The organism is Microbacterium salsuginis (assembly GCF_012524205.1).
Taxonomy (GTDB): Bacteria; Actinomycetota; Actinomycetes; order Actinomycetales; family Microbacteriaceae; genus Microbacterium; species Microbacterium salsuginis.
Genome location: NZ_JABACI010000004.1, coordinates 706,557 through 730,336, shown reverse-complemented (window position 1 = coordinate 730,336; position 23,780 = coordinate 706,557). Strand labels below are relative to the sequence as shown.

At 67.5% G+C, this 23,780-nt stretch carries 24 protein-coding genes; 9 read left to right on the top strand and 15 right to left on the bottom strand.

All coding sequences use genetic code 11. The features are described from left to right. Window positions 1–38: 38 nt before the first annotated feature. Window positions 39–680 carry a hypothetical protein gene (locus HF576_RS15165; RefSeq protein WP_168913616.1) on the top strand — a complete coding sequence of 214 codons (642 nt, stop codon included), beginning with the start codon at window positions 39–41 and terminating at the stop codon, window positions 678–680. A gap of 51 nt (window positions 681–731) precedes the next feature. Here HF576_RS15165 and HF576_RS15160 read toward each other — a convergent pair whose 3' ends face one another. The 5 genes from HF576_RS15160 to HF576_RS15140 form a co-directional block, all read right to left on the bottom strand. Beyond that, entirely contained in the window at window positions 732–1,172 is a 441-nt protein-coding gene (locus HF576_RS15160; protein WP_168913615.1) for a VOC family protein, read from the bottom strand. A 114-nt stretch (window positions 1,173–1,286) separates the two neighbouring features. Next, a complete protein-coding gene (locus HF576_RS15155; RefSeq protein WP_168913614.1) occupies window positions 1,287–2,144 on the bottom strand; it encodes an alpha/beta fold hydrolase in 858 nt (285 codons plus the stop codon). Between the two features lie 120 nt (window positions 2,145–2,264). After that, window positions 2,265–2,651: a MerR family DNA-binding transcriptional regulator gene (locus HF576_RS15150; RefSeq protein ID WP_168913613.1), complete on the bottom strand. Its 387-nt coding sequence runs from the start codon at window positions 2,649–2,651 to the stop codon at window positions 2,265–2,267. Next, complete coding sequence (locus tag HF576_RS15145) at window positions 2,635–3,417, bottom strand: TrmH family RNA methyltransferase (RefSeq protein ID WP_168913612.1); 783 nt, start codon at window positions 3,415–3,417, stop codon at window positions 2,635–2,637. Before HF576_RS15145 ends, HF576_RS15150 begins: the two co-directional genes overlap by 17 nt. A gap of 69 nt (window positions 3,418–3,486) precedes the next feature. Next, complete coding sequence (locus tag HF576_RS15140; protein ID WP_343234299.1) at window positions 3,487–4,674, bottom strand: MalY/PatB family protein; 1,188 nt, start codon at window positions 4,672–4,674, stop codon at window positions 3,487–3,489. A gap of 201 nt (window positions 4,675–4,875) precedes the next feature. Here HF576_RS15140 and HF576_RS15135 point away from each other — a divergent pair, with 201 nt between their 5' ends. Continuing rightward, window positions 4,876–6,297 (top strand): MFS transporter, encoded by a 1,422-nt coding sequence (locus tag HF576_RS15135; RefSeq protein ID WP_205835260.1) that lies wholly within the window; start codon window positions 4,876–4,878, stop codon window positions 6,295–6,297. Between the two features lie 706 nt (window positions 6,298–7,003). Here the strand turns inward: HF576_RS15135 and HF576_RS20140 are convergent. Beyond that, window positions 7,004–7,252, bottom strand: coding sequence for a hypothetical protein (locus HF576_RS20140; RefSeq protein WP_205835378.1), 249 nt, complete (start codon window positions 7,250–7,252; stop codon window positions 7,004–7,006). Here HF576_RS20140 and HF576_RS20870 point away from each other — a divergent pair. Further along, window positions 7,196–7,372, top strand: a complete 177-nt coding sequence (locus HF576_RS20870; RefSeq protein ID WP_205835259.1) for a carboxymuconolactone decarboxylase family protein — start codon at window positions 7,196–7,198, stop codon at window positions 7,370–7,372. The two genes, HF576_RS20140 and HF576_RS20870, sit on opposite strands and share 57 nt — an antisense overlap. Before the next feature lie 45 nt (window positions 7,373–7,417). Here HF576_RS20870 and HF576_RS15125 read toward each other — a convergent pair whose 3' ends face one another. Together HF576_RS15125 and HF576_RS15120 are read right to left on the bottom strand one after the other, a co-directional pair. Next, window positions 7,418–8,539: a PQQ-dependent sugar dehydrogenase gene (locus tag HF576_RS15125; RefSeq protein ID WP_168913611.1), complete on the bottom strand. Its 1,122-nt coding sequence runs from the start codon at window positions 8,537–8,539 to the stop codon at window positions 7,418–7,420. Continuing rightward, window positions 8,536–9,411: a helix-turn-helix transcriptional regulator gene (locus tag HF576_RS15120; protein ID WP_168913610.1), complete on the bottom strand. Its 876-nt coding sequence runs from the start codon at window positions 9,409–9,411 to the stop codon at window positions 8,536–8,538. The genes HF576_RS15125 and HF576_RS15120 overlap by 4 nt, the downstream gene beginning before the upstream one ends. A 102-nt stretch (window positions 9,412–9,513) precedes the next feature. Here HF576_RS15120 and HF576_RS15115 point away from each other — a divergent pair, with 102 nt between their 5' ends. Continuing rightward, complete coding sequence (locus HF576_RS15115; protein WP_168913609.1) at window positions 9,514–10,233, top strand: SDR family oxidoreductase; 720 nt, start codon at window positions 9,514–9,516, stop codon at window positions 10,231–10,233. Between the two features lie 518 nt (window positions 10,234–10,751). Here the strand turns inward: HF576_RS15115 and HF576_RS15110 are convergent. From HF576_RS15110 to HF576_RS15095, 4 genes are all read right to left on the bottom strand, one after another. Next, window positions 10,752–11,990 (bottom strand): Fic family protein, encoded by a 1,239-nt coding sequence (locus HF576_RS15110; protein WP_168913608.1) that lies wholly within the window; start codon window positions 11,988–11,990, stop codon window positions 10,752–10,754. A gap of 180 nt (window positions 11,991–12,170) precedes the next feature. Then, window positions 12,171–12,479, bottom strand: coding sequence for a hypothetical protein (locus tag HF576_RS15105; protein ID WP_168913607.1), 309 nt, complete (start codon window positions 12,477–12,479; stop codon window positions 12,171–12,173). 20 nt (window positions 12,480–12,499) lie between these two features. Further along, window positions 12,500–13,171 (bottom strand): hypothetical protein, encoded by a 672-nt coding sequence (locus HF576_RS15100; RefSeq protein WP_168913606.1) that lies wholly within the window; start codon window positions 13,169–13,171, stop codon window positions 12,500–12,502. A 1-nt stretch (window position 13,172) separates the two neighbouring features. Beyond that, complete coding sequence (locus HF576_RS15095) at window positions 13,173–13,682, bottom strand: hypothetical protein (protein WP_168913605.1); 510 nt, start codon at window positions 13,680–13,682, stop codon at window positions 13,173–13,175. A gap of 700 nt (window positions 13,683–14,382) precedes the next feature. On the opposite strand from HF576_RS15095, the gene HF576_RS15090 reads away from it, so the two are divergent. The 4 genes from HF576_RS15090 (at window position 14,383) to HF576_RS15075 (ending at window position 19,634) form a co-directional block, all read left to right on the top strand. Next, window positions 14,383–17,070, top strand: coding sequence for an outer membrane protein assembly factor BamB family protein (locus tag HF576_RS15090; RefSeq protein WP_168913604.1), 2,688 nt, complete (start codon window positions 14,383–14,385; stop codon window positions 17,068–17,070). Between the two features lie 168 nt (window positions 17,071–17,238). Beyond that, window positions 17,239–17,880 (top strand): TRAP transporter small permease, encoded by a 642-nt coding sequence (locus HF576_RS15085; RefSeq protein ID WP_168913603.1) that lies wholly within the window; start codon window positions 17,239–17,241, stop codon window positions 17,878–17,880. A 3-nt stretch (window positions 17,881–17,883) separates the two neighbouring features. Further along, complete coding sequence (locus HF576_RS15080) at window positions 17,884–19,164, top strand: TRAP transporter large permease (RefSeq protein WP_168913602.1); 1,281 nt, start codon at window positions 17,884–17,886, stop codon at window positions 19,162–19,164. Between the two features lie 26 nt (window positions 19,165–19,190). Next, window positions 19,191–19,634, top strand: a complete 444-nt coding sequence (locus tag HF576_RS15075) for a type II 3-dehydroquinate dehydratase (protein ID WP_168913601.1) — start codon at window positions 19,191–19,193, stop codon at window positions 19,632–19,634. A 52-nt stretch (window positions 19,635–19,686) separates the two neighbouring features. Here the strand turns inward: HF576_RS15075 and HF576_RS15070 are convergent, their stop codons facing one another. After that, the gene (locus tag HF576_RS15070; protein ID WP_205835258.1) at window positions 19,687–20,787 is read right to left on the bottom strand and encodes a Gfo/Idh/MocA family oxidoreductase; all 1,101 of its coding nucleotides are present in this window, start codon (window positions 20,785–20,787) and stop codon (window positions 19,687–19,689) included. 314 nt (window positions 20,788–21,101) lie between these two features. On the opposite strand from HF576_RS15070, the gene dctP reads away from it, so the two are divergent. Then, complete coding sequence (dctP, locus tag HF576_RS15065; RefSeq protein WP_168913600.1) at window positions 21,102–22,160, top strand: TRAP transporter substrate-binding protein DctP; 1,059 nt, start codon at window positions 21,102–21,104, stop codon at window positions 22,158–22,160. A gap of 68 nt (window positions 22,161–22,228) precedes the next feature. Here dctP and HF576_RS15060 read toward each other — a convergent pair whose 3' ends face one another. Next, window positions 22,229–22,954: an IclR family transcriptional regulator gene (locus HF576_RS15060; RefSeq protein WP_168913599.1), complete on the bottom strand. Its 726-nt coding sequence runs from the start codon at window positions 22,952–22,954 to the stop codon at window positions 22,229–22,231. A gap of 4 nt (window positions 22,955–22,958) precedes the next feature. After that, entirely contained in the window at window positions 22,959–23,717 is a 759-nt protein-coding gene (locus HF576_RS15055) for an IclR family transcriptional regulator (protein ID WP_168913598.1), read from the bottom strand. Window positions 23,718–23,780 lie beyond the last annotated feature (63 nt).

Genomic DNA, 23,780 nt, shown 5'->3' with positions numbered 1-23,780 from the left:
GCGAGGCGAGGATCGCGCGCATGAGGAAGGATGCTCTCATGGCTCGAACCCGACCGCTCCGTGCGATCGCGCCCGCGGCCCTGAGCGTCGCCGTCGCTGTCGTCGCCGTGTCGCTCGGTGGGTGTGCCTCAGCGATGCCGGGAACGGATGTCGCCGACCCGGACACGATCGCCGCGCGAGCGAGTGCCGTCGGCATCGCACCCGAACTCGTCTATACGACCGAGGTGGACGGCTACGATCTGGCGCCGCAGTCGGTCGGCACCGGTGCCGCTGACGGGATGTCGGCCACCTGGTTCAATCAGGCGACGGGCGCCATGCTGACCATCCGTACGGACCGCGGCGAACTGACGGCGGCTTCCTGCGCCGAGATACCGCTGTGGGATGCATCCGACGCGGCTGTGACGTGCACCGAGGAGGATGGAATCTGGCACAGGTCGGGCGGCGGCGTGCACGAGTACGTCACGGTTCGTGATGGTGCGTTGATCATGGTGACCGGGATGAACAACGTCCCGTCCGAGGATCTTCTGGCGGCGGCCGAGGCCGTGCACGTGCCGTCAGGTGCCGAACTGGAGCTCCTGTTCTCCGACCTCCCCAAGGTTCCGGCCGCTCCGGTCGAGCGCGGGGACCTGCCCGACAACGGGGATGGTGCCCCGATCGACCCCGTCGGGCCGGGCGGCTGACGGGACCGATACCGGGGATGCCCAGCCGCGGGACCGTGCACCCGGTATGGCCTATTCGTGCGCGCCTGCGTGAGCTTCGGCCAGGGCCGACTCGGAGAACTGGTCGGCGAACTCCCCGGTCGGCGCGATCGGCGTGATGATGTCCAGGAGCACGTTGTCCGGGCCGGCGAAGATCGCATGGCGCTGACCGAAGTCCTCCGAACGAAGCGGACGCACCGGGGTCAGGCCGGCCGCAACGAGTCGATCGTGCACGGCGTCGACATCGTCCACTTCGAAGTTGAGCAGCAGGCCGCCGGCGGCACCGTTCCGGTATCCGTCGGGGATGGTGGCATGACTTGCGTCGAGCACCGCGAGTTCCCACCGGCCGCGTTGGAGGCTCACGTACCAGTCCGATTCGAACGCGACCTCGAAGTCGAAGTGCGTTCGGTAGAAGTCCGCCGTCGACGCGACATCCGTTGTCATCAGGACCGGGTACAGGCTCATCAGGTTCATGGATCCATCCTTCCTCGATGCTCCGACGCTAGGACCGGACATCCGGGCGCGCATGTGCCGTTGGTCACGGCAGGCTCAGAGGGCCGACCCAACGGCAGCCGCGTGGAGCTCTGCCTAGGCATGCCCCCGCACCTGCCGACTGACGTGTTCGACCACCGCCGGCCACGTAGCACTCGGGAACTCGTGACCCACCCTGGTCAGCGCCGTGAACGATGCGCCCGGGATCTCCTGCGCCAGAGCCGATCCGTTCTCCAGCGGGAACAGAGGGTCAGCCGTGCCGTGGAAGACCGCTGTCGGCACCGTGATCTGCGAGAGGCGCTCGCGCCAGCGCGGAACACTGCGCATATAAGGATGGTTGCCTGCCGTTCGCGCGTCGACGCTGCGGGCAACGGCCGCGGAACAGATACGTCTCGCGGCATCCGCATCGAACTCATCGCCGGCCAGCAGTCTTTCGTTCTCGACGTAGAAGTCGATGACCGCCGCCTCGTCATCCCAATCAGGCTCTGAGATCGCCTCCCAGCCGGCGAGCAGTCGCTCCGAGACCTCGGGCAGATCGGGATCTGCCGCCCCGTGCGGGGTCGGGCGCGAGGAGATGAGTGTCATCGACGACATCCGATCCGGGTGGTCGAGGGCGAGAAGCTGGGCGACCCAGCCTCCCTGAGAGAACCCGACGACGTGCGCACGATCCTCGCCCAAGGAGTCCAGGATCGCGATCGCGTCAATCACCATGTCATCGAGCGTGTAATCCGGTTGCCCGACGGGCCAGAGCGACGCCGCCCCGGTATCGCGTTGGTCGTACCGAATCACCCGGCAGCCGCGTGCGACCAGAAGGCGACAGAACTCCGGCGGCCACCAATCGCGCGTACACGAGGTGCCGGCGATCAGCAGCACCGGCGGATCGGCGCTCGCGCCCCAGCTCTCGGCTTCGAGCGTCGCGCCGCTGGTCCCGATACGGAGCGTCTGAATGTCCATGAAGACTCCCTTGCGAAGCGTGAGGTCCCTGTGCCTGGTCTCATCGATCCGGCCCTCGCGTCGCGAGGGGCAGGCTCTGGAACGGTACGCCGACCGTGCGATGGATGCATGTGCCAGTGGTCATGCTGTTCGCGCGCTTGCCGTCCCTGTGACAAGCGCCCGGATGACGCCCAGCAGAACCTCGTCGCCCAGGCATCCCTCCCCTGGACGGGCCAATCGGGAGATCTCGGCGCGAATCGCTGCCACTGACTGCTCCATCGCGTCGAGGTGCCGCTGAAGCTGTCGACAGACCTCATCGAGGTGTCCGACGGCAGGTCGTCGGCTGAGCGCATGCCCGAGGATGCCGAGCATCTGCAGTTCCGCGATCACTTCGAGCTCGCGCCCGCCGTAGAAGCGTCGACCATGCTCGGTGGTCGCCGTCGGCGAAAGAAGACCGAGCCGCTCGTAGTGGCGCAGCGTCCTCGCGCTGATGCCCGTGCGTCGGCAGAGCTCAGTGAGCGAGTACACGCGCATCTTCTCTGTTGTGGTGGCGACGCGCGTGCATCGCGATCCCTGCAGCCACCGAGACGTTCAACGAATCCACTTCGGCGGAGGTGGAGATGGACACGATCCCCGCGGCCGCGGCACGAAGGATAGCCGAGCAGCCACGCCGCTCGCTGCCGAATGCGACCGCGGTCCGTCCTCCCACCCGGGCGTAGTCTTCGACACTCATGGTTCCGTGCGAGTCCGCGACGAACAGGGGCAGATCAGCACTGCGCAGGAACGACAGCAGCCTGTGCGGACTCGTGGTCACGGTCGGCAGCGCGAAGATCAACCCTCGGCTCGCTCGAACGAGGCGCCGATCGAAGATGCTCGGCAGCCCGGAGTCGAGCAGGACGACCCCCGCTCCGCCCAGTGCGACCGTTGTGCGCACCACTGCCCCGATGTTCCCCGCCAAGCGCACACCGTCCAGCACGACGATGTCCCCGGGTCGTCTCCGAAGGTCATCAAGGGAGGCGGATGCCGGCGCTACGGCGAGCGCGAATGTGCGAGACAGCCTCTCGTTGCCGAAGAGCTCTGCAGCGCGACCTCGGCTGATCCGCCGCACAGGCAGGTCGAGCGCTTCGGGAGCCTCGAACTCGTCAGTCGAGAACACAGCGCGAATCTCGACGCCCGAGCGCGCCGCCGTCGCGATGTTCTCGAGGTCGTCCACGACCACCGTCCGGCGCGCCGGGGCCTTCAGGGCGACTCGGATGCTGCGCAGGTCCTGCTCCGACGCTTCGATGACGGCCATGACTCCTCCCTCCGCCGTCAGCGTAAGAGTTGACGCAGCGTCAGGGTCAAGGCCGCGCAGTCGCCCCGTCTAGGCCGCGGCGTCCCTTTCGGCGATGTGAGCGTCCACGGCGCGCGCCATACGCAAGACTGCCTCCTCGAGCAACGGCCGAGGCAGGGCGAACACGAAGCGGGTGTGGCCGACGGCGGCCTCGCCGCACGCTGCACCGTCGGTCATCGCCACTCCTGCGTTCTCTCGGAACCACTCGCCGAGGTCGCCCTCGAGCTGATAGGCGCGGAAATCGATCAGGGCGATGTACGTCGCTTCGGGCAGGATCATGCGCGCGAGGGGAAGATGCTCGCGAAGCAGGTCTGCGAGCAAGCGGCGGTTGCCGTCGAGGTACTCCAGGACGTTGCCGAGCCATTCACCGCCCGCCGAGTACGCGGCGGTGTTCGCGAGCACTCCCAGCGTCGACGTGCCGTGCCCGGCCCACATGCCGAACGACTCCCATGTCGCAGCATCCGTGTCATTCGACAGGATCACCTGCGCGCACTTCAGGCCGGCGAGATTCCATGCTTTGGACGCCGACGCCGCCATGATGGTGTGGGAGGAAGCAGCGTCCGATACCGAGGCGTATGGGATGTGTTTCGCAGGGCTGTAAACGATCGGCGCGTGGATCTCGTCGGCGAAGACGCGGCCTCCGTTGGCTGCGACGACCTCCGAGAGCGCGACGAGCTCCTCCCGACGAAACACCGTGCCGAGTGGGTTGTGCGGGTTGCACAGGACCACGAGCCCCGCTCCATCATCGAAGGCGCGCGAGATCGCGTCGAGGTCCATCGTCATGCGGCCGTCGATCTCGATGCTCGGGACTTCGATCACGTCACGTCCGTGGAGCTGAGGCACGAAGAGGAACGGCATATACGCGGGCGTAGGGACGATGACCGCGCTGCCCGGTTCGGTGAACTTCTCGATCGCCAGCTCGAAAGCAGCGATGACATCGGGGACGTGGTGGACGCGGTCAGCCGGCACCTCCCACCCGTAGTTGTCGGCGTACCAGGCGGCGGTCGCCTCCGACATGTCTTGCGCCACCCGCTGCGGCAGGTATCCCGTCAGCCCGCTGTCGAGCGCTGCCTTCAACGCACCGTTGACGGCGGGAGCAAGACCGAAGTCCATCTCGGCCACGAAGGCACCGATGGTGTCGGGGAACATCGTCCACTTGACACTCCCCGCGTCCCGGAGGTCGGCCTCGGTGAGACTGTCGAAATCGTGCTGCGGCACAGCGTCTGCCTTTCTTCGCGGTGGTACGTCACGGTCTGGAGGAGCAGCCCCTCATGCTACGCGCGCGCCGCTGGGGTGAGGGCGGGCGCTGCCGAGGTTCTGTCCTGGTCGACACGGCCTCTTCAAGTGCAACCGTATAGTTGCATCCATTATACGCATGTGCAACCCTATGATTGCAGTGCTCGAGAAGGGGAACCAAGGATGACGACGCTTATCACGCGACCCAGATTCACCGGCAGGCAGCGAATGATCCTGCTCACCCTGCTGGCGTCGGGCTTCATGCTGTCGGCCGACTTCGCCATCCTGAACGTCGCGCTGCCGGAGGTCGGCGCCGGCGTCGGAATGGCTGTGACGGCCCTTCCCTGGATCGCCGCCGCGTTCGCGCTTCCCGCCGCCGGATTCGCCCTGACCTTCGGGCGGATGGCCGACCTGTTCGGCCGCCGCAGGCTCTTCATCCTCGGGATGGTGCTGCTGACCGGCGCCTCGCTCCTCGGCGGATTCGCCACCACCCCCGAGGTGCTGCTGCTGGCCCGGACGTTGCAGGGCTTCGCGACCGCCTTCTCCATCCCCACCGGCCTGTCGCTCCTCACGACGACCTTCGCCGAGGGCCCCCTGCGCGACCGCGCGCTCGGGCTGAACGGCGCCCTGCTGTCGGGCGGATTCACGATCGGCGCCCTGCTCGGCGGCACCCTCGTGGAGCTTCTCAGCTGGCGCGCGGCCTTCTTCATCAATGTGCCGGTGGCGCTCGCCGTGATCGTGCTGACCGTGGCTCTGATTCCCGAGAGTCGGCTGCCGGAGCGGCCGAGGCTCGACGTGCCCGGCGCTGTGACGGTGTCCGCAGGACTCCTTGCACTGATCTACGCCATCATCGAGTGGAACCTCATCGCCGCCGTGATCGGCATCGCCCTGCTCGTGCTCTTCTGGCTGATCGAGCTGCGCTCGCCGGCACCGCTGGCACCCGTGCACATCCTGAGGCGGCCCTCGGTCAAGTGGGGCAACTACGCCGGCCTACTGATCTTCGGTATGGAGACCGGGATGATCTTCCTGATGACGCTCTATCTGCAGAATGTGCTCGGCTTCAGCGCCTTCGTCACGGGTCTCGTCTTCGGCATCCCGGGTCTCGCCGCCGTGTTCGCGGGCGTCACCGCCGGTCGCTTCATCGGGCGCTTCGGCAGTCGCCGGGTGCTGGTGGTCGGCCTGACCGTTCAGGCGCTGGCGACCCTCCCGCTGGCCTTCCTCGGCAGCGACCCCATCGCCCTCGCCATCCTGATCGCCGCCCTCTTCGTCGGATTCTTCGCACACGTCTCGGCCATCGTCGCATTCACCGTGACCGCGACCTCTGGTCTGCCCAATGAGGAGCAGGGCCTCGCGTCCGGGCTCACCTCGATGACGCAGCAGGTGGCGCTGACTGTTGGCATCCCGATCCTGAGTGCCATCGCCGCGACCCAGGCGATTCAGACCGCGGGCATCAGTCTCGCCTTGATCGTGAACGTGACGGTGACGCTCGTCAGCGTCGTCTTCATCTGGTTCGGGCTGCGGCCGCGTCGCGGAACGGCGGAGGAAGGGGTGGCGCTGCCCACTTCGGTCGAGGCGAATGCCGTCGAGGTCGTCCGAGACCAATGAACGACGCAGCTCGGTCGATACAACTCTCCAACGCGAGGGGCCTCGTAGCGTGCGACCGCCGGCCGTACATCTGTCTTGACCATCGTTCCCAGACCCCGAGCAATGGACCCACTGACATCAGTCAGCGTGTTGCTCGCGCACACTGACATTGCGCGTGGTGTTCGATCAGGGTTCGTGCCGAATATCGCTGTGGCCGAGTACCGCCGCACCTGACGAAACCGTGATCGACTCCGAATGACGCCACCCGGCGGGTAGAGGCTCGGGTTGGGCCAGCGATAGATGTCTCTCGCTGGCGATATGGTTGGGCACCGTTCCGACGTAGGTCATGCGTCCCACCCGTGTGCGTGCGTGGTCACTACGGGGATATTGCCGAACTCCGGGTGGTTGTGCTCGACGAGTGATTCCGCGCCCTTCAGATGAAGGAGGTCAAACCACCGGGTCGCCCCGCGATCATCTGAGAGAGCAGTGGATCCGGACGACAAGACTGAGACGGCGGCGGGAGCGTTCCAGTATTCGTCGTACCGGGCCCCCGCGGGCGTCGCTGAGAAGAGCGGGCGCCGCTGCGTGGCGCGCGAGCCGCTTCGTCGCCATATCCGGTGCGAATTCCAATGACAAGGTGTCCACCCGCGTCCGCGTATGCAGCCCTCCACGCCGCGACCGCCCCGACTTCGAACTGCTGGCGGCACCGGCAATCAGCGGGCCAGGCTCACTCGCGCACCAACACTGACCACTCCACCTCACAGAAGAGAATCAGCCCGATGTCGGAACACACCCCGCACCCCTCGGAGAGCTCGCCGGCGAGATGGGAGCTGAGTTCGCCGCCTTCGACCACACTGTGCTCAACGCCGAGGGCGAGATCCGGCGAAAGTAACGCGAGCTCATCGCCCTGGGTGTCGCGTTGACGACGCAGTGCGATGCGCGCCTCAAGGGGCACGCCCGCGCGGCGGTCGAACACGGTGCGTCAGAGGAGGAGCTCGCCGAGGCCACCTGCATCACCGCCGCGCTGCGTGCGGGTGGTGGCATCGTCCACGGCATGAAAGCACTCGGCGCCGTTCAGCGCACCACCTCCACCTGACCGGCGTGCGGGCCCTTGGAGCGCCCCGCTGTCGTGCTCGCTCCCTCAATCCTGAGCAACCTCGACACGCAGGATTCGGTCGTCGCCGGGACGAGGCTCAGTGCCGCCCCATGTCGCACGATCGGTGTTGGATGTGACCAACCACAGAGCCCCGTCTGGTGCGACTTCGACGGTCCGGATGCGACCGAAGACGCCCGCGAAGTGCTCGATCGGCTCGGAGGTCGCCGCCTCGCCGTCGACGGGAAGCTGCCACAGCCGCCAACCACCCAGGGCGCCGATCCACAGCGAACCCGCCGCGTATGCGACGCCCGACGGACTCGCCTCGTCAGGGCGCATCGTGGCAATCGGGGGCTCGCCACTCGATCCCTCGATGCCCTCGGTTGCCGGCCAGCCGTAGTCGGCACCCGGCCGCAGCACGTTGACCTCGTCCCAGGTGCGGTGCCCCAGCTCTGAGGCATACGCCGTGCCGTCCGGGCCGAAGGTGATTCCCTGAACGTTGCGGTGTCCGCGAGAGTAGATCGGCGAGTCCTCGGGGTTGTCGTCGGGAATGCTTCCGTCCACGGCGATGCGCAGGATCTTGCCGTTCAGCGAGTCGGCCGTCGCGGCGTTCTCGGGCTCGAACGCGTCTCCGGTGCCGATCCAGAGGTGCCCGTCCGGTCCGATCGCAAGCCGGCCGCCGTGATGGCGGTCAGCTGTCTGAATCCCGTCGAGCAGGACACGCTCGACTGTGAGGGAGCGGAAATCCTCCGCGATGGTGAGTGCGACGATCCGGTTTTGCTCCGCCCCGGAGACGGATGCGAACACCGTGCGGTCCTCGGTGAATCGCGGCGACGCGACAATCCCGAGCAGGCCGCCCTCTGAGCTGACCGTCACGTCGGGAACGACGCCGACGGTCTCGGGATCTCCGCCCTCGGCCGCGATGCGCACGATCTGGCCGCTGATCCGCTCCGACACCAGCGCCGACCCGTCCGGCAGGAAGGTCAGCCCCCACGGCGCCTCGAGGCCGGTCGACATCTCGACCGGCTCGCCGAGCGTGGCCGACGCCGAGCCACCCGACGCCGGCGAACCTGCCGGATCCGGCTCGACCGTCGAGGGCGCGCACCCGGCGAGGATCAAAGAGAGCGCCCCCACTGCAAGCCATATGCGCAGCAATGGCGTCGACTTCATAGGACCGGACCTTCTTGCGGGGATTGCATCGCTTGAGTGCCAACCACGGTGAGGAGCTCGAGCTTCTCGGCCGCGTCGGTGCCTGCTCGGGGTGTGAACCACAGCAGTCGCTGCCGGCTGTCCTCGCTGAAGAGATTGAGGACGTGCAAGTCGAGCAGACCGACGGCGGGGTGCAGGATGCGCTTGCGCTCGTCCCGCCTCACCGCCACATCGTGCGCGGCCCACAGGGTCGCGAACTCGGGCGACATCCCGAGCAGCTCCTCGAGCAGCTCCGCGACCTCGGCGTCTCCGGGTCCGCGACGTCCGATCGCCGCACGCAGATCGGCGACGAACGAGCCGGACTGCGGTCGGTGGTCCTCCTCGGGATAGATGCGCCGCGATGCAGGGTCGGTGAACCAGCGGTAGAGGAAGCTCGCCGAGCGCCCGCGATAAACGGACAGGTCGCCGAGCATGCTGACCGCGAGCGGGTTCTGCAGCAGAACGGTATGCAGATCAGTGATCACCATGGCCGGCGTGGTCGCCTGAATGCGCGAGAGCAGGTCGAGCATGCCAGGATGCACATGTGAGCTCGTCCCACCCTGGGAGGGGATCGGGCGATTGGCTAGGCGATAGAGGTGGTCGCGCTCGTCGCGGCTGAGGCGCAGCGCGCGAGCGAGTGCGGCGAGCATCTGATCCGATGGCTGCGAGCCGGCGCCCCGTTCGAGCTCGGTGTAGTACTCGACCGAGGCGCCCGCGAGAACGGCGACCTCGTCGCGGCGCAGCCCGGGGACCCGGCGGCGCGGACCGGGCGAAAGCCCGACGTCTTGCGGACGGATGCGCTCACGCCGTGCGCGCAGGAAGGCGCCCAGTTCGGTGTATCTGGTGTTCGGCATGGGGCCAGCATGACGCCCTGGCGGCCTGCTCGACCAGGGGATGCCGTCCCCCCTTTCGGCAGCAACTGCCACGCGGCATCCCCGAGACGCAGGGTCGAAGACATGAACACGACGCAGAAGACGATCCTGATCACTGGTGGCACGAGCGGCATCGGCGCTCACACCGCCCGCCTGCTGCTCGACCGCGGCCACCGGGTGGCGGTCACCGGCCGCGACGGCGAGAAGCTCCAGGCATTCCTGAACCAGGTTGGCGAACCCGATCGCGTGCTCGGCCTGGTCTCGGACGCGGCCGACTGGCACGACACCCGTGCGGCGGTCGACCGGGCCGTCGAGCACTTCGGTTCGCTCGACGCGGCGGTGGCGAACGCCGGCTTCACCTCGAGCGATCAATTCGCCCGGCCAGGCGCGGCGGTTGTGGCGGAAGGCGACCCGGAGCTGTGGGCGCCGATGGTGCTCACCAACGTGCTCGGCCCCGCCCTGCTGGCGAAGGCAGCGCTACCGCATCTCGAGGCAACAGGCGGCCGACTCGTGCTGCTGGGGAGCGTCGCGGGAGTGAAGAACGCTCCCGGCAACCTCTACGGTGCGACCAAATGGGCCGTCGTGGGCCTGGCGGAGAACCTCCGACTCCACGCGACTACCCGCGGCATCGGAGTCACGCTCGTCAACCCCGGGATGATCGACACCGCGTTCTGGCATGGCGCAGCCCCCGACTTCGCGCTCGCACCACGGCACGTCGCGGCGGCCATCGGCTTCGCAATCGATCAGCCCGCGGGCGTCGATGTGAACACGCTCACGATCCGACCGGTCGGGCAGCCGGTCTGACGAGGCAAGACGGATCACCCCGGCTGACGGGTGGGCTGACAACGCAGTCCACCTCTTCCGGATGGCGGCTGCAATTTGGACGCTGTCGAACTCCGCAACATGCCATCCCGGACCACCGGGGCTGCACCGCAGAAGCAACGCACGACGTGCGGACATGCAAATTCCCCGCTTTACCAGAGCTTTTCATGGTAACGACGGCGGGATTTGGGCCCTGTCCCAAGGTGATGCTTGATGCTCAGGTTCTTGCTCGCGCCCTACCCACATCGCGGGCTCGGGTTGAGCTCAGAATCTCGACCGACATCTCGATCGTGAAGTCGACCGGGAAGCCGCGGCCGGTGGGCGAGACTCTCGACCGATGAGTGGAGCAACACCGAAGCGCCGCGGTGGATTGTGCCCTGAGTGTCGCTTCGAGCTCTCGGTCGCGGGCGCATGCGGCAACCCCGACTGCAGCCGGGACGGCCGAGCCTCAGAAGAAACCCCGCCCCCGCGTGGGCGACGGGCGCCCTCGAGGCTCTCGTTCAGCGCGCTGACATCCGGCGGATCATTGAGGCGTACGAGTCGAGTACATCGAAGATGCCGCCATGCTGCCAGACACGACCGCGACTCTTCCCCGTGGTCTCGGTGAGGACCTTCCGCTCGGTGAGCGCGTCCAGCGCGCGCAGCGCGGCCATCTCGCCGAGGCCGATCGCGCGCTTGAGGTACTTCACGTTGACCGCGGGCTGGCCGACGAGGGTGGGCAGGATCTTCCACGCTGCGGCGTCCGCACGGATGCCTGCCATCTTCTTGCGGGACTCCTCAAGCTGCTCGACGAGCTCGTCGACGAGCAGCGTTCCCGTGGTCGCGGCGATCCGGCTCGCGTTGGCGAAGTCGCGGATGATCGGGCCGGTGTCACCCTTCCGGTATTCAGAGAGCGCGTCGAAGTACCTGCGGACATCGACGAGGAGGCCGGCCGAGATCGGCACCGCGGTTGAGCCGACGAGACCCTTGTTCCGGAGGATCGACTGCGCGAACGCCCGGCCAGCCCGGCCGTTGCCGTCCGGGAACGGGTGGATGGTCTCGAACTGGGCGTGCGCGACAGCGACCTGGACGAGCACGGGGATGTCCTGACGCCTGACAAAGCTGACGAGATCGTCGATCGCACCGGGGATGCGGTCATGATGCGGGGCGACGAAGTCAGCCAGTCGAGGACCAGCCTCACCTGGGCCGATCCATACCTGCTCCTGGCGGTACCGGCCGGCGTCCTCAGGAGGGAACCCCGTGTGGTGAAGCATCAGCGCCTTGTGCATCGCAAGGATGGAGTTCTCGCTGATGTCGTCGGCCAGAGCGAGCGCGGCTTCCATGGCGCGCACGTTGCCGACGACGGTGAGCGCGTTCTGCTTGTCGCCCTCGTCGATCTCGGCGAGGGCGAGCTGCTTGGCCGATGTTGTCAGCTGCTCGATCTGCGAACTCGACGCCGACTCGGTGCGCAGCAGCATCGCCGTCATTGGCCCGAGCGCTGGGTTGTCCGTGCCCAGCTTCTTCTGGGCGTGGTGGTCGAATTCGACCAGCTGACGCGTCGCATCCTCGACGTTGGCTGAGTCCTCGCTCGAGATGACCGGCGACCACGTCGCGACGGGCGGCGTGATCGCGGCGTCGTAGGGACCGGTCTGGCGCTCCACTTCCGCGCGCGAGTGCATCTCGGGCGCACGCGGCCGCCAATCGAAGGTCTCGTACGACACCGCATGGATGGGGACCAGGCTGTCAGTACGTGTGGTCATGAGACCATCTTACCAACACTTAACTCCGTAAGTGTTGGTAGGATCAATCCTAACAACCGCGATCAAGAACCGCTGGCTTCCCGGATTCGCTCAGACCAGGGGCACTAGCAAATCAGGCAGATCGGCCTCATTCGGCATGAGTCGTTGCCACGGCGTTGCCGCTGACGCGAGGCTTCGGGCTCAGAATGAGATGCCGGGCGGGAGGTTGGCGACGTTCCCCGGTTCGACCACGTAGATCACCGCAGTGTCGGCCGGCACCTTCATCTGGAGCCGAGCAGTGAACACCGACCACCGGCTGATCACCAGCCGCTTCACCGTCGTCCCGTCAAGCCGCGTGCGCTGCCGGTCGGCGCCGAACCACCACCCCGAGTAGCGGATCTTGACCTCGGCGCCGGCGGGCATCTGGAGCCAGGCGGTCGTCGACACGTTCCAGAACGTCTCCAGCGTCCGCCAGTCCCCCGCGCGGACGAACTTCTCTCGGACAGGCATGATCCCAATCCTTTCCGTGCCTAGGGAGCCGGGCTGACGCTCAGGCTGAGCGAGTAGTGCGCGCCCTTGGCGTTTCCGCTGCTTGCCACGAACTCGAAGGTCCCGTCAACGGGCGAGGTCGAGATCGTGCGCTTCGCGATGAAGTCGTCGCGGTCGTACCAGTGATCGCCGTCGTTCTCGAACAGGCTCAGATCCCGCGAGCCCACGAAGCGGAACTCGTCACTGAGCGGCAGCGTCTGGCCCTTGGTCATGTTGGGCAGGGAGCGCTTCGTGCCGTTGAAGGTCACGTACAGCTCATCGGTGAACGTCTCCGCCTGCTCGACGCATGTGATCGACCGAAGGCGTAGCACGACCGTTCCGCTCGGCTCGCCCACGCGGACGCCGAGCGTGTAGCGTGCGCCGGCTGCGTTGCCGCTGTTCGTCGCGAACTCGAGGGACGCATCCCCCGGCGACTCGGTGATCATGTGCGCCGCGATGAAATCGTCGCGGTCATACCAGTGGTCTCCGTCGTTCTCGAACAGGCTGAGCTGCCGCGTCCCCTCGAAGATGAACTCGTCTCCGAGCAACTTCGTCTGCCCTTTGGTCATGTTCGGCAGCGAGCGCTTCGTGCCGTTGAAGGTCACATACAGCTCGTCGGTGAACGTCTCCGCCTGCCCCTGGCAGGTGATTGACGTGAGCCTGAGAATGGCCATGTCACTCCTCCTCATCTCCGCAGACCTTGCCGACGCCCCAACCGATGAGACCGCCGATCAGCATCCCGCCCGAACCTCCGGTGAGGAGTCCGCCGATGAGCATCCCGAACAGCCCCATCGCCGGCGCCACCGTGCTGTTGCGCGCAGCGTAAGTGACGCCGACCATGGTCGATCCCATCTCGCTTGCGCCGGGGTCGTCCAGCGACTCCCGGAAGAGCGTGTCGAGGGTGGCCGCGGCCTCCTCGGGCGGCTGCTTGCCCGCGTCGACCAGGGAGACGATCCGACTCGCCTGCTCCAGCCGCTTCACGTCGACGTCGGTGATCAGGCCGCGGGCGCGTAGTCGCCGGATGCCGAGGCCGATCGCCCGCTGGCGGCTTCCACCAGCCTCTTCGATGACGCGCCGGGCCTCGTCCTCGATGACGGACGCGAGATCGCCGGGTGAGATGCCCAGCGTCCGGTGCGCGCGCAGAAGCTCCACGGACCCGAAATTCTCCACGTGCAGAGTGCTCATGAGAACCTTCCTTCTGGATTCCGCGACCGGTTCGGTCGCTCAGAGGGAAGAGGGCAGGTGGCGTGGTTCCTGATACACAGCGGTCCCGGTCCACGGCGGCCTTTCCGGCGACCGTACTCCGCGGGGTGTGAGGTCGGCGGGCGCTGACAGCCTGCACCCTGATCTGGTCGAAGTCACATGGGTGCTGTCCGCCGAGGTCGGGCGCCGTTGCCAACCGTTGCCACGGTGAAATAGAGAACCCCTGCTAAGCAGGGGTTTTCTGGCGATGATGGTGGGATTTGAACCCAACGAGGTTCGATCCTGCTCGTTCCGCCCCGACGGAGGTCGATAGCGCCCATGCACACGTGTGGCGGCCGGGAGAGCACCGGATGCCCGACCCTCCGCCGCGAAGGACGGAGGGAATTAGCCCCGCTCAGGCGCTCCGCCTACAGATATCTCAGTCCTTCGAGGCCCCATTCCGGGGTTTCATGCGGGTTCGTCGCCCGAGCGTCCTGCTTCCGATGCTCCTCGTGCGTGCTCGATCTCGCTCGGATGTGGGCACCACGTGGGGATACGCCGGATCCCGCGGAAGCACTCGCCGCGCGTGAGGGTGTACCACTCGGTGGGCCGCAGCCTTGCCGGACCCATCCGGTGGCCCTAGCGTCCAGGGCACAACGCCAGCGCGCTGTCATCGGATCAGTGACGATCAAGGAGTCAACGGATGCGTACACGTCTGACCACCAGGTTGGGAGCAGCGGGGATCGGCGCGATCGTCGTGCTCGCGCTCGCCGGACCGGCCTACGGGCTGTCCAGGCCCGCCGAGCCCATTCCGCCATCGGGGCTGACCGGCCTCGAACCGACCGGGAGCGATATGCCGACCGTCGGGGGCAACCTGGGCAATCAGCACTACAGCGGTCTCACTCAGATCGACCAGTCCACCCTCGACCGGCTTGGACCGGCCTGGCGCACGCACGTGTCCGCCGTCGCGCCGGCCACGGACGACCTGGGCCAGCAGACGACACCCATCGTTGTCGACGGCGTGCTCTACCTCGACACCCCGAGCGGCGGTGTCATCGCCGTCGACGGTGCGTCCGGTGAGGCCGTCTGGAAGTGGGAGCCCACCGAGTTCGCCACGGCGCAGACAAGGCGCGGCGTCTCCGCCGGCGACGGCAAGATCTTCACCCACGCCGACGGCGACCGCGTGGTCGCCCTCGACCAGGCGACCGGCGAGCAGGTCTGGGTGGTGCAGCCGACCGGTCCGAACGGCGAGTTCCTGGGCAACCTCGAGCGGGTGGCGACCGTCTACCACGACGGCATCGTCTACGCCCACGCCGCCAACGGCGACCGCGCCGCGGTCGTCGCACTGAACGCGAGCGACGGCAGCTATGTCTGGCACTTCTTCGGCGGGCCCGACCGTGATGCCGTGTACACGGACGTCAACGGCAACACCGTCGCCGCGGGCGAGACGTGGGGACCGACCCTTCCCGACGGCACCGAGTGCGCGCTGGTCGGCGGCTCGACGCCATGGATCCACGGCGCGGTGGACCCCGAACTCGATATGTACTACATGACGTTCGGGAACGCCCGCAGCTGCACGTCGTCGCAGGATGGCTCGCAGCGTCCCGGCGACAACCTGTTCTCGAGCACCCTGGTTGCGGCCGACGCCGACACGGGCGAGTACAAGTGGCACTACCAGTCCATCCGTCACGACGTGTGGGACATGGACAACGTGCACCCGCCGACGCTGGCAGATGTCGAAGTCGACGGCGAGGAGCGCAAGGTGCTCTTCTACGGCAGCAAGTCGGGACATCAGTTCGTCCTCGATCGCACCGACGGTGAGCCCGTGCTCCCGGTGATCCAGAAGCCGATGATCACCGACTCGCGTCAGGCCCACGCCGAGACACAGCCCTTCCCTGTGCAGCGGCTCCTGCCGGAGTGTCTGGTATGGGAGAAGCTCGACCCCGACAACATCCCGGGGGACCCCTGGCGCGCGGTGCCCAACTACAACGGCTACCAGCCCGACGCCGATGGCAACCTCGTCTTCAACCCCGACAGCTATGTCGCCGCCGACGAGCCGTTCCTGACCTATCCCGAGGGCTCGTCGGGCCACCGCGAGGGCTGCATGTACGACCCCCAGTGGGATCTGCCGATCCTGTCCACGACGAGCCAGAACGGCGGCGCGGACTGGTCGAACAACGCCTACAGTCACCGCACGAACCTGGTCTACTACCCGTACGGCACGAACCCGGTCGCCCACTGGAACGGCGCCTCCGCCAACGGTCAGCGCGCCATGGGGCAGTACCAGACCGGCGGCATCCTCGCATACGACGCATCCACCGGCGAGGTGCAATGGCGCAATCACCTGGGCACCGACATGTCGCACGGCCAGGGACCTCTGGTCACGGCATCCGATCTCCTCTTCGTCGGTCAGATCGACGGCCGCGTGCTGGCGATGGATGCTGCGACCGGCGATGTGCTGTGGGACTTCCAGACCGGTTCGGGCATCGCCGCGGCGCCGGTCACGTACGAGGTCGACGGCGAGCAGTACGTCGCGGTGTTCGCGGCCGGCTCGACGAATCCGTATGGCGGATCCGTGACCCAGGGCGACTCGCTGTGGGCGTTCAAGCTCGACGGCGCGTACACCACCGACTCGGGGAGCCAGGAAGGTCCGGCCACCGCACCGCTGTCGATCCGCCGCCCGGTCAGCGGTGCCGCCGTCGCAGGCGAGACGGTCGGGAACACGGTGCTGCTGGCGCGCAGCAGCCGTACGGCCGACACCGCTGCCGCCCGCGATGCCACGGCGCAGAACGCGATGCAGCCGACGCACCTGCGCGTTCCGGTGGGCACGACCGTCACCTTCCTCAACCCCGGCGCGGAGACCTTCCCGAGCTTCCCCAACCTGAAACCGCACTGCGCCACGCAGTTCTTCGAGGGCGAGTTCAACGTGAAGCTGCAACCGGGCGAGAGCTATCAGCACACGTTCGACCGAGCCGGTGAGTACTTCTTCAACGACTGCACCGACCCGCGGCCGACCGGCAAAATCGAGGTCTACCTCGATCCGCAGGATCAGCCGGGTGCGCTGACGTTCCGGCCCGGCAGGCTCGACCTGGGGTCGGAGACGGGGATCTTCACCGGGGTGGAGGGGGTTGTCACGGCGCACTTCGAACTACCGGAAGGTGCTGCGTACGACAGCGGGGCCGTGTTGATCACGCCGCTCTCGCAGACGCCGGTGCCGGCGGTGAAGGTCACCGCCAACAAGAACCGGCTGATCGTCCAGTTCGACAAGGCCGCCGTCGACAACAACGTGCCCGAAGGGGAGGTCACGCTCACGGTGCAGGCGTACGTGACAGGTCCCGACGGCGCGCAGAAGCGGCTGAGCTCGTCGGCGATCGTCACAGTCGTCAAGTAGACCGTTCACATCGAAGGCGCCGGACGGCGCGCTGCGCGCGTGCCGTCCGGTGCCTGCTGTGTCCCATTCGTCGAAACACGATTTTGCAGACGTCGGCCTGACGATTCAGAGTCGCAGGGGGCGGCCGCGCAGGAGTGCGCAGGTCGCGCACCAACAGGGAGGTTGGCCATGGTTTCCGACAAGGATCCCGACGAGCTTCGCGGGGGCGAGGACCCGGACGCGCCCGGCGCCGTGCCGGCGGCGGAGCAGTCGATCTACGGGCACACCGACACGTATTACACGGTCCCGAAGCTCAACCAGGGCGTGCCGCCCGACCCCGCCCTCATCCGAGGTCTCTCGGCCGTGGAGGTCACGCTCGGAGTCGTCCTGTTCGCTCTCATCGTCATCGGCGTGATGTACCAGGTGATCGGGCGGTATCTCCCCGGAATCGCGTGGGTCGGCGCCGGCGAGCTCGCGCTCATGTCGATGGTCGCGATGACGTTCATCACGACCGGCTACCTCGTCGGCCGCAACGGCCACATCGTGCTCGAGGTGTTCGACGAGCTGCTCGCAGGGAAGAAGCTCTTCGTGGCTCTCCGGGTCATCTCGGCGGTGATCATGGTGATCACGAGCCTGGCGCTTGTCTACGAGGCGTTCGTCAAGATCGACACCGAGTGGGGGCGGGCCAGCGCCGCGATGCACGTGCCGCTCGGCGTGCTGTACATCTTCGCCTTCATCGGCTTCCTCTCCGCGGCCGTCCATTCGGGATTCAAGATCCCCTACGCCCACCGTCCGGAACGAAAGCTCGACATCTCCGAGATGGAGGGCTAGGCGTTGGACCTCTGGCTCTACCTCCTCCTGCTCGTCGTCCTTCTGCTGCTGCGCGTGCCCGTCGCCTTCGCGATGATCGCGCCCAGCATGCTGTACTTCTACAGCCACGGACTGTCGTCGGGCTACGCCATCTCGTCGATCGTCAACGGCATCAACAGCTTCCCGCTGCTCGCGGTGCCGCTGTTCATCTTCGTGGGCACCATTGCGAACCACCTCGGCATCGCGACTCGGCTCTACGACTTCGCGAAGGCGCTGCTCCCGCGCCTGCCGGGCAACCTCGCCTACGTCAATCTCGGTACCGCCATCGGGTTCTCGTGGATCAGCGGCTCGGCGCTCGCCGACGCCGCGTCGACGAGCAAGGTCCAGATCCCGCAGATGCTGAAGGCGGGCTACCCCTACGGTTTCTCGGCCGGCCTGACGGCCTCGGGCTCCCTCATGAGCACCGTCATGCCGCCGAGCATTCCCGCGGTCCTCTTCGCGGCGACGGCGTCGATCTCCACCGGCGCGCTGTTCGCGGGGTCGATCCTGCCCGCCATGCTCATGGCTGTCGGCCTGGCCGTCTACATCTTCGTGTGGGTGCGCCTGCACCCCGAGGTGGCGACGAGCCGCCGATTCGACGGCCGGATGCTCGGCAAGGCCTCCGTGCGGGTGATCGGGCCGATGCTGCTGCCCGTCATCATCCTCGGCGGCATTTTCAGCGGGTGGTTCACCCCCACGGAGAGCGCGGGCATCGCCGCGGCGTACATGCTGCTGCTCGGGCTGATCTACCGCACGCTCACGCTGAAGGTGTTCTGGCGTGCGGCCAAAGAGACGGTCGTCATCTCGGGCGGCATCCTGCTGATCCTGGGGGCGTCGAACCTCATGGGTCAGGTGCTCGCCCGCGAGCAGGTGTCGCGCAACCTCGGCGAATGGCTCTCCGCGCTCACCGACAACCCCATCGTTTTCCTGCTGCTGCTGAACGTGCTGCTGATCCTCCTCGGGATCTTCCTCGAGGCGCCGCCGGTGATCTTGGTCCTCGTACCGATCCTGATGCCGATCATCGGCCAGTTCGGGATCGACCCGGTGCAGCTGGGCGTGATCATGATCCTGAACCTCATGATCGGTTCCCTCACACCGCCGGTCGGCGCCGTCCTGTTCGTGGTCGGGTCGATCACGCGAAGGCCCATGGGCGAGCTGTTCCGCGGCATCCTGCCCTTCCTCATCCCCCTCGGGATCGTGCTGCTGCTGCTGACGGTGTTCGAGCCGATCGTCACGATCGTGCCGACGCTTCTCGGCCTCATGTGATCCAGATCCCTCGAAAGGAACGCTCCGTGACCAGAAAACTCTTCGTGCTCAACGGCCCGAACCTGAATATGCTCGGCCAGCGCGAGCCCGAGCTGTACGGCAGCGCGACCCTGGACGACGTGCGTCAGGAGTGCGTCCGCGTCGCGGACGAACTGGACTTCGACCTGTTCTTCGCTCAGACCAACGCCGAGCACGAGATCATCGCGTGGCTGCACGACGCGTATCGGCAAGAAGCGACGGTCGTCATCAACCCCGCAGGTTTCAGCTTTCGCTCGATACCGGTGCTGGACGCACTCCGGATGCTGCGCACCCCGGTGGTCGAGATACACATCACGAACATCCACGCGCGCGACGAGGCGCACCGGAATTCGCTGGTGTCGTCGGTCGCGCGCACCGTGATCGCCGGTGCGGGCGTCTACGGGTACGAACTGGCGATCCGTGCGGCCAACCGCCTGACCGGTGCCGACTGACCGGGGCGAGCCGACCGAGGCGAACCGGCGGGATCGGCCGGCGCCCGAGTGGTCAGCGGGCGCCTGCGTCGGCGCGGAAGCGCTCGATCTCCACCGTGCGTCCGGTGCGGGCGGCGAGAGCCGCCGCCTCGACGAGGGCGAGGGTCTGCGACGCGTCGTCGGCCGAGACGAGCGGCTCGGCGACGCCTCGCACCACATCGAGGAAATGGCCGAGCTGGACCGCGAACGTGTTCTGCGGCCGGGTGGGCAAGTATGTCCGCGACAGTGGGGAATGCCAGTCCGGCATCACCGCGGGGGCGTACGAATACAGCGCGAGGTTCGGCACCGAGAGGGCGCCGCGCGTCCCGACGAATCGGTAGGCCTCGCCGTCGGGAAGGAAGGGGAACGCCGGTGTCTCTTCGGTGGCTTGGTCCCATCCCCAAGGCGAGACGCCGGCATCCGACGCCAGAAGGTTGCCGATCACGCCGTTCTCGAATCGCAGCGTGATCGCAGCGGTGTCTTCCACCACCCACCCACGCGCGTGCGAACTGACGACCGCATTCACGTCGGACACCTCGCCGCACAGATGACGGAGCAGGTCGAGGTCGTGCACCGCGTTGATGAGCAGCACGCCCGCGCCCGGGCTGCGATGCCACGGCGTGTCCGTGAAGTACGTGTCCTCCTTGCGAGCTGACCACATGCCGCTCACCGCGACGAGGTCTCCCAGCGCGCCCGAGTGGATCGCGTCGCGTGCCCGTGCCACAGCGGGATGGTGGCGACGGTGATGGCCGACGAGCAGTCGCCCGCTGAGCCGCGCGACGGCGCTGACAAGCCGGAGCGACTCTGCGTAGTCGACCGCGACCGGCTTTTCGACGAGCACCGCGACGCCCGCCTCGAGGCAGGCGATCGCGGTGTCGACGTGGAGCCCGTTCGGGTTGGCGATGATCACCGCATCCAGCCTTTCGGCGTTCACCATCGCGACGGCGTCCGCGTAGCGCGGACAGTCGGACTCCGCCGCCGCGGCATCGCGCGCCGAGGCTCGCTCGAGCGCCGGATCCGCGACGGCGGCCAGCTCGGCGCCGCGTGCGGTTCGCACGAATTCGGCGTGCTGCCGGCCCATGAACCCCAGGCCGACGACCCCGATGCGGATCGGTCGAGTGTCAGATGCGGTCACGGGCGCTCCTTCGTCGTTCGGGCTGACGAGTGAGGGTCAGGCTATGCCAGCATGAAACGGCATCACACGCGTCGTTCCACTGAACGGGGCGACCACCGGATCGCGCCGACCGCATGTTCCACTCGTCGGGACATCGCTTTGCGAACCGATCCCGCTCGGCCAGAGTCGGCACTGTCACCGGGCCGTCTGCCGATGGCGTGGGCGACGAAGCCCCTCACCCGTGCCGGGACCTCGTCGAACGCGTCGCCGCAGCGGCCGCCGAACGACACGTCGACGGCACACCGCACGACGTGCTCGAAGAAGAGGAGAGTCACATGCGCACAGCCCGCTCGACACGCCGAGGCACCATCGCCGTGTCGGTCTTCGCCGCAGCCGTCCTCGCCGTGACCGGTTGCGCCGGCGGCGGTACGCCGGAAGCGACCGAGGGCGATGACGGCGGATCGGAGAACAACCCGGTCACGCTCACCGTCGCCACCAGCCAGAACGAGCAGACCCCGAACTACTACTGCGGCGTGGAGCTGCTCAAGGAGCGGCTCGAAGAAGCCGACCTCGGCTTCACCGTCGAGCTGTACCCGGCCAGTCAACTCGGACCCGACGCCGACCGCTTCCCGCTCGTGCAGGCCGGAGACATCGACATCGATCTGCAGGGCGCGTCGGCGCTCAGCTCGACATTCGAGCCGATCGGCGTCGTGGATGCGACCTACGCGTTCGACGATGTCGATCACGCCTTCCGCTGGATCGACGAGGGGTCGGAGGACCTCTTCGCCTCCTTCCAAGAGGCGACGGGCGTGAGCATCGTCGACGGCTGGTTCTTCGGCAACCGCACCTTCACGACCAAGGACGTCGAGGTGCGCAGCCCGGGCGACCTCGACGGCGTGCCGATCCGCTTCCCGAACTCGCCGGCGTTCCTCGCCAACGCCGAAGCTCTCGGCGTCACCAACCCCGTCTCGGTCGCGGTCGAGGAGGTCTACACCGCTCTGCAGCAGGGCATCGCCGTCGGTCAGGAGAATCCCATCGTCGCGACCCGCTCGTCCAGCTATGACGAGATCCTCAACGTCGCGGTGCTCAACAACCACAACGTCGGCATCCATTGGATCCTCGTCAGCGACAAGACCTACGAGAAGATGAGCGACGAGCAGGCCGCGCTCCTCGAGGAGACCATTCACGAGATCCGCCCCGAGAACGCACAGTGCGTCGACGAGGCGACCGAGGAGATCCTCGACGAGTACCGCGCGAACGATGCGTTCACGGTGATCGAGCAGGAGGACATCGACATGGATGCCTTCATCACCAAGTCGGAGGAGTTCTTCGGCGAGTACTTCACCGGCGAGAGCCTGGAAGCCTACGAGGCCATCCGCGAGATGGCCGGCTGAGTCGTCACGCCTCGGGGTCGGCGCGTGGATGCGCGCCGACCCCCGATCATGTTTGTGCCGCGGCGGGCTCACGGCACGCGCGGCGCGACGAGCCGTCGCCCGATCGCGTGGGCTGCCGCTCGCACCGCGGGAGCCGAGCGCTGCGGCAGCACCTCGACCGAGCCACTGTCGTCAACGGATGCCGTCACCCCGAGCGCCGCGACCACGAGCCCGGCGTAGCCGAGTACGGCGGCCGCGACGCCTACCGTGCCGATCTCGCAATCGTCGCCCTGGACCGCCACGCCGACCCGTCGCACATCCGCCAAGTCGTGCCGGAGGCCCGGCGGGTCGCTCGGGTCGGGAGGTGAGCCTGCGAGCAGGGCCTTGCCGAGGGCGGTGACATGTGCCGGCCGCCGGGAGCCCACGCGGGACGGCGGCGCGGCGGCGCCGGGCGCGCGGAGCGCGGCGACGATGACGACATCCGATCCGTCGCGCACCCCGAGATGTACGGCGAGGCCGGTCTGATTGCGCAGTTCGGCCATCACGGGGAGTGCGTGCCTGCGCAGCAGACGGGGCTGCTCGACGGTCTGGCCGAATTCGAACAGCCGCACGCCGAGCGAGAGCTTGTCACCGTCGCGATCGAGCAGACGCTGCTCGACGAGATCTGCGGCGATCCGCGAGACCGTCGACTTCGGCAGGTTTGCGCGACGGGCGAGTTCCGAGACTCCCAGGGCGTCGTCGTCGCCGAACGCATCGAAGACGGCCGTGACCCGGTCCAGCACGCTGACCGAGTCGGTCCATCCGGCGGTGCGCATCGTTCTACGCGGCGGTCAACCGGGCGGTGAGGGTGGCGCCGGCGGCGCGCACCAATGGTGCGACCCGGTCGGGGTTCATCTCGCCGTTGGGTCCCGCGATCGAGATGGCGCCGAGGACGACCCGATCCGCTGAGAGAACGGGGCTCGCCACGGCGACGATCCCCGGGTAGGAGACACCCGGATCGGTCGCGACGACGGCGGCGCGAACCTGGTTCAGTTCGTCGCGGAAGTGGTCGGCGTCGTCGTCGACCAGCGGTGCGCTCACACGATCGACGAGACGCTGGTCCGCGCAGAAGGCGAGATAGGCCTTGCCGCTGGCTGTCGTGAGGGCGGGGGTCCGCATGCCGGCGTGCGTGGGCAGCATGGGGAGCCGCCCCGGGACGGCCGCGACCGACACCATGTGCGCGCCCTGGGGAACCCACAGCACGATCCGCTCGCCGGTGGCATCCCACAGGTTCTTGATGACCGGGCCTGCCGCGGCGATCAGCCGCCGCGGGAGCCGTGCGCGGGATCCGAGCTCGAACAGCCGGAGGCCGAGCGTCACGCCTTCGTCCGTGCGCTCGAGGTAGCGCTGGTGCACGAGACCGGCGGCCAGCCGCGAAACCGTGGATTTCGGCATCCGGGTGTCCAGCGCGATCTCGGTGATCGACGCCGTCCCGCCGTGCTCCTTGACGACGTCGAGGATCGCGATGATCCGGTCGAGCACGGCGACCGGCGCCACCGGCGTGGCCGGTTGCGTGTTCCACTCGGCGAGACTCCCCATCGAGGATCCCCTTCCGCAAGGTTGAATCGACGTCGATCGCCCCCACATCGGTGCTGTGCGATC

Bases quoted from the DNA above. Each gene is read 5' to 3' on its own strand.
- HF576_RS15120 (WP_168913610.1), bottom strand. From the start codon at position 9,411: ATGCCGAACACCAGATACACCGAACTGGGCGCCTTCCTGCGCGCACGG.
- HF576_RS15110 (WP_168913608.1), bottom strand. From the start codon at position 11,990: ATGACCACACGTACTGACAGCCTGGTCCCCATCCATGCGGTGTCGTAC.
- HF576_RS15160 (WP_168913615.1), bottom strand. From the start codon at position 1,172: ATGAACCTGATGAGCCTGTACCCGGTCCTGATGACAACGGATGTCGCG.
- HF576_RS15115 (WP_168913609.1), top strand. From the start codon at position 9,514: ATGAACACGACGCAGAAGACGATCCTGATCACTGGTGGCACGAGCGGC.
- HF576_RS15095 (WP_168913605.1), bottom strand. From the start codon at position 13,682: ATGAGCACTCTGCACGTGGAGAATTTCGGGTCCGTGGAGCTTCTGCGC.
- HF576_RS15125 (WP_168913611.1), bottom strand. From the start codon at position 8,539: ATGAAGTCGACGCCATTGCTGCGCATATGGCTTGCAGTGGGGGCGCTC.
- HF576_RS15165 (WP_168913616.1), top strand. From the start codon at position 39: ATGGCTCGAACCCGACCGCTCCGTGCGATCGCGCCCGCGGCCCTGAGC.
- dctP (WP_168913600.1), top strand. From the start codon at position 21,102: ATGCGCACAGCCCGCTCGACACGCCGAGGCACCATCGCCGTGTCGGTC.
- HF576_RS15135 (WP_205835260.1), top strand. From the start codon at position 4,876: ATGACGACGCTTATCACGCGACCCAGATTCACCGGCAGGCAGCGAATG.
- HF576_RS15105 (WP_168913607.1), bottom strand. From the start codon at position 12,479: ATGCCTGTCCGAGAGAAGTTCGTCCGCGCGGGGGACTGGCGGACGCTG.
- HF576_RS15100 (WP_168913606.1), bottom strand. From the start codon at position 13,171: ATGGCCATTCTCAGGCTCACGTCAATCACCTGCCAGGGGCAGGCGGAG.
- HF576_RS15155 (WP_168913614.1), bottom strand. From the start codon at position 2,144: ATGGACATTCAGACGCTCCGTATCGGGACCAGCGGCGCGACGCTCGAA.
- HF576_RS15055 (WP_168913598.1), bottom strand. From the start codon at position 23,717: ATGGGGAGTCTCGCCGAGTGGAACACGCAACCGGCCACGCCGGTGGCG.
- HF576_RS15060 (WP_168913599.1), bottom strand. From the start codon at position 22,954: ATGCGCACCGCCGGATGGACCGACTCGGTCAGCGTGCTGGACCGGGTC.
- HF576_RS15085 (WP_168913603.1), top strand. From the start codon at position 17,239: ATGGTTTCCGACAAGGATCCCGACGAGCTTCGCGGGGGCGAGGACCCG.
- HF576_RS15145 (WP_168913612.1), bottom strand. From the start codon at position 3,417: ATGGCCGTCATCGAAGCGTCGGAGCAGGACCTGCGCAGCATCCGAGTC.
- HF576_RS15090 (WP_168913604.1), top strand. From the start codon at position 14,383: ATGCGTACACGTCTGACCACCAGGTTGGGAGCAGCGGGGATCGGCGCG.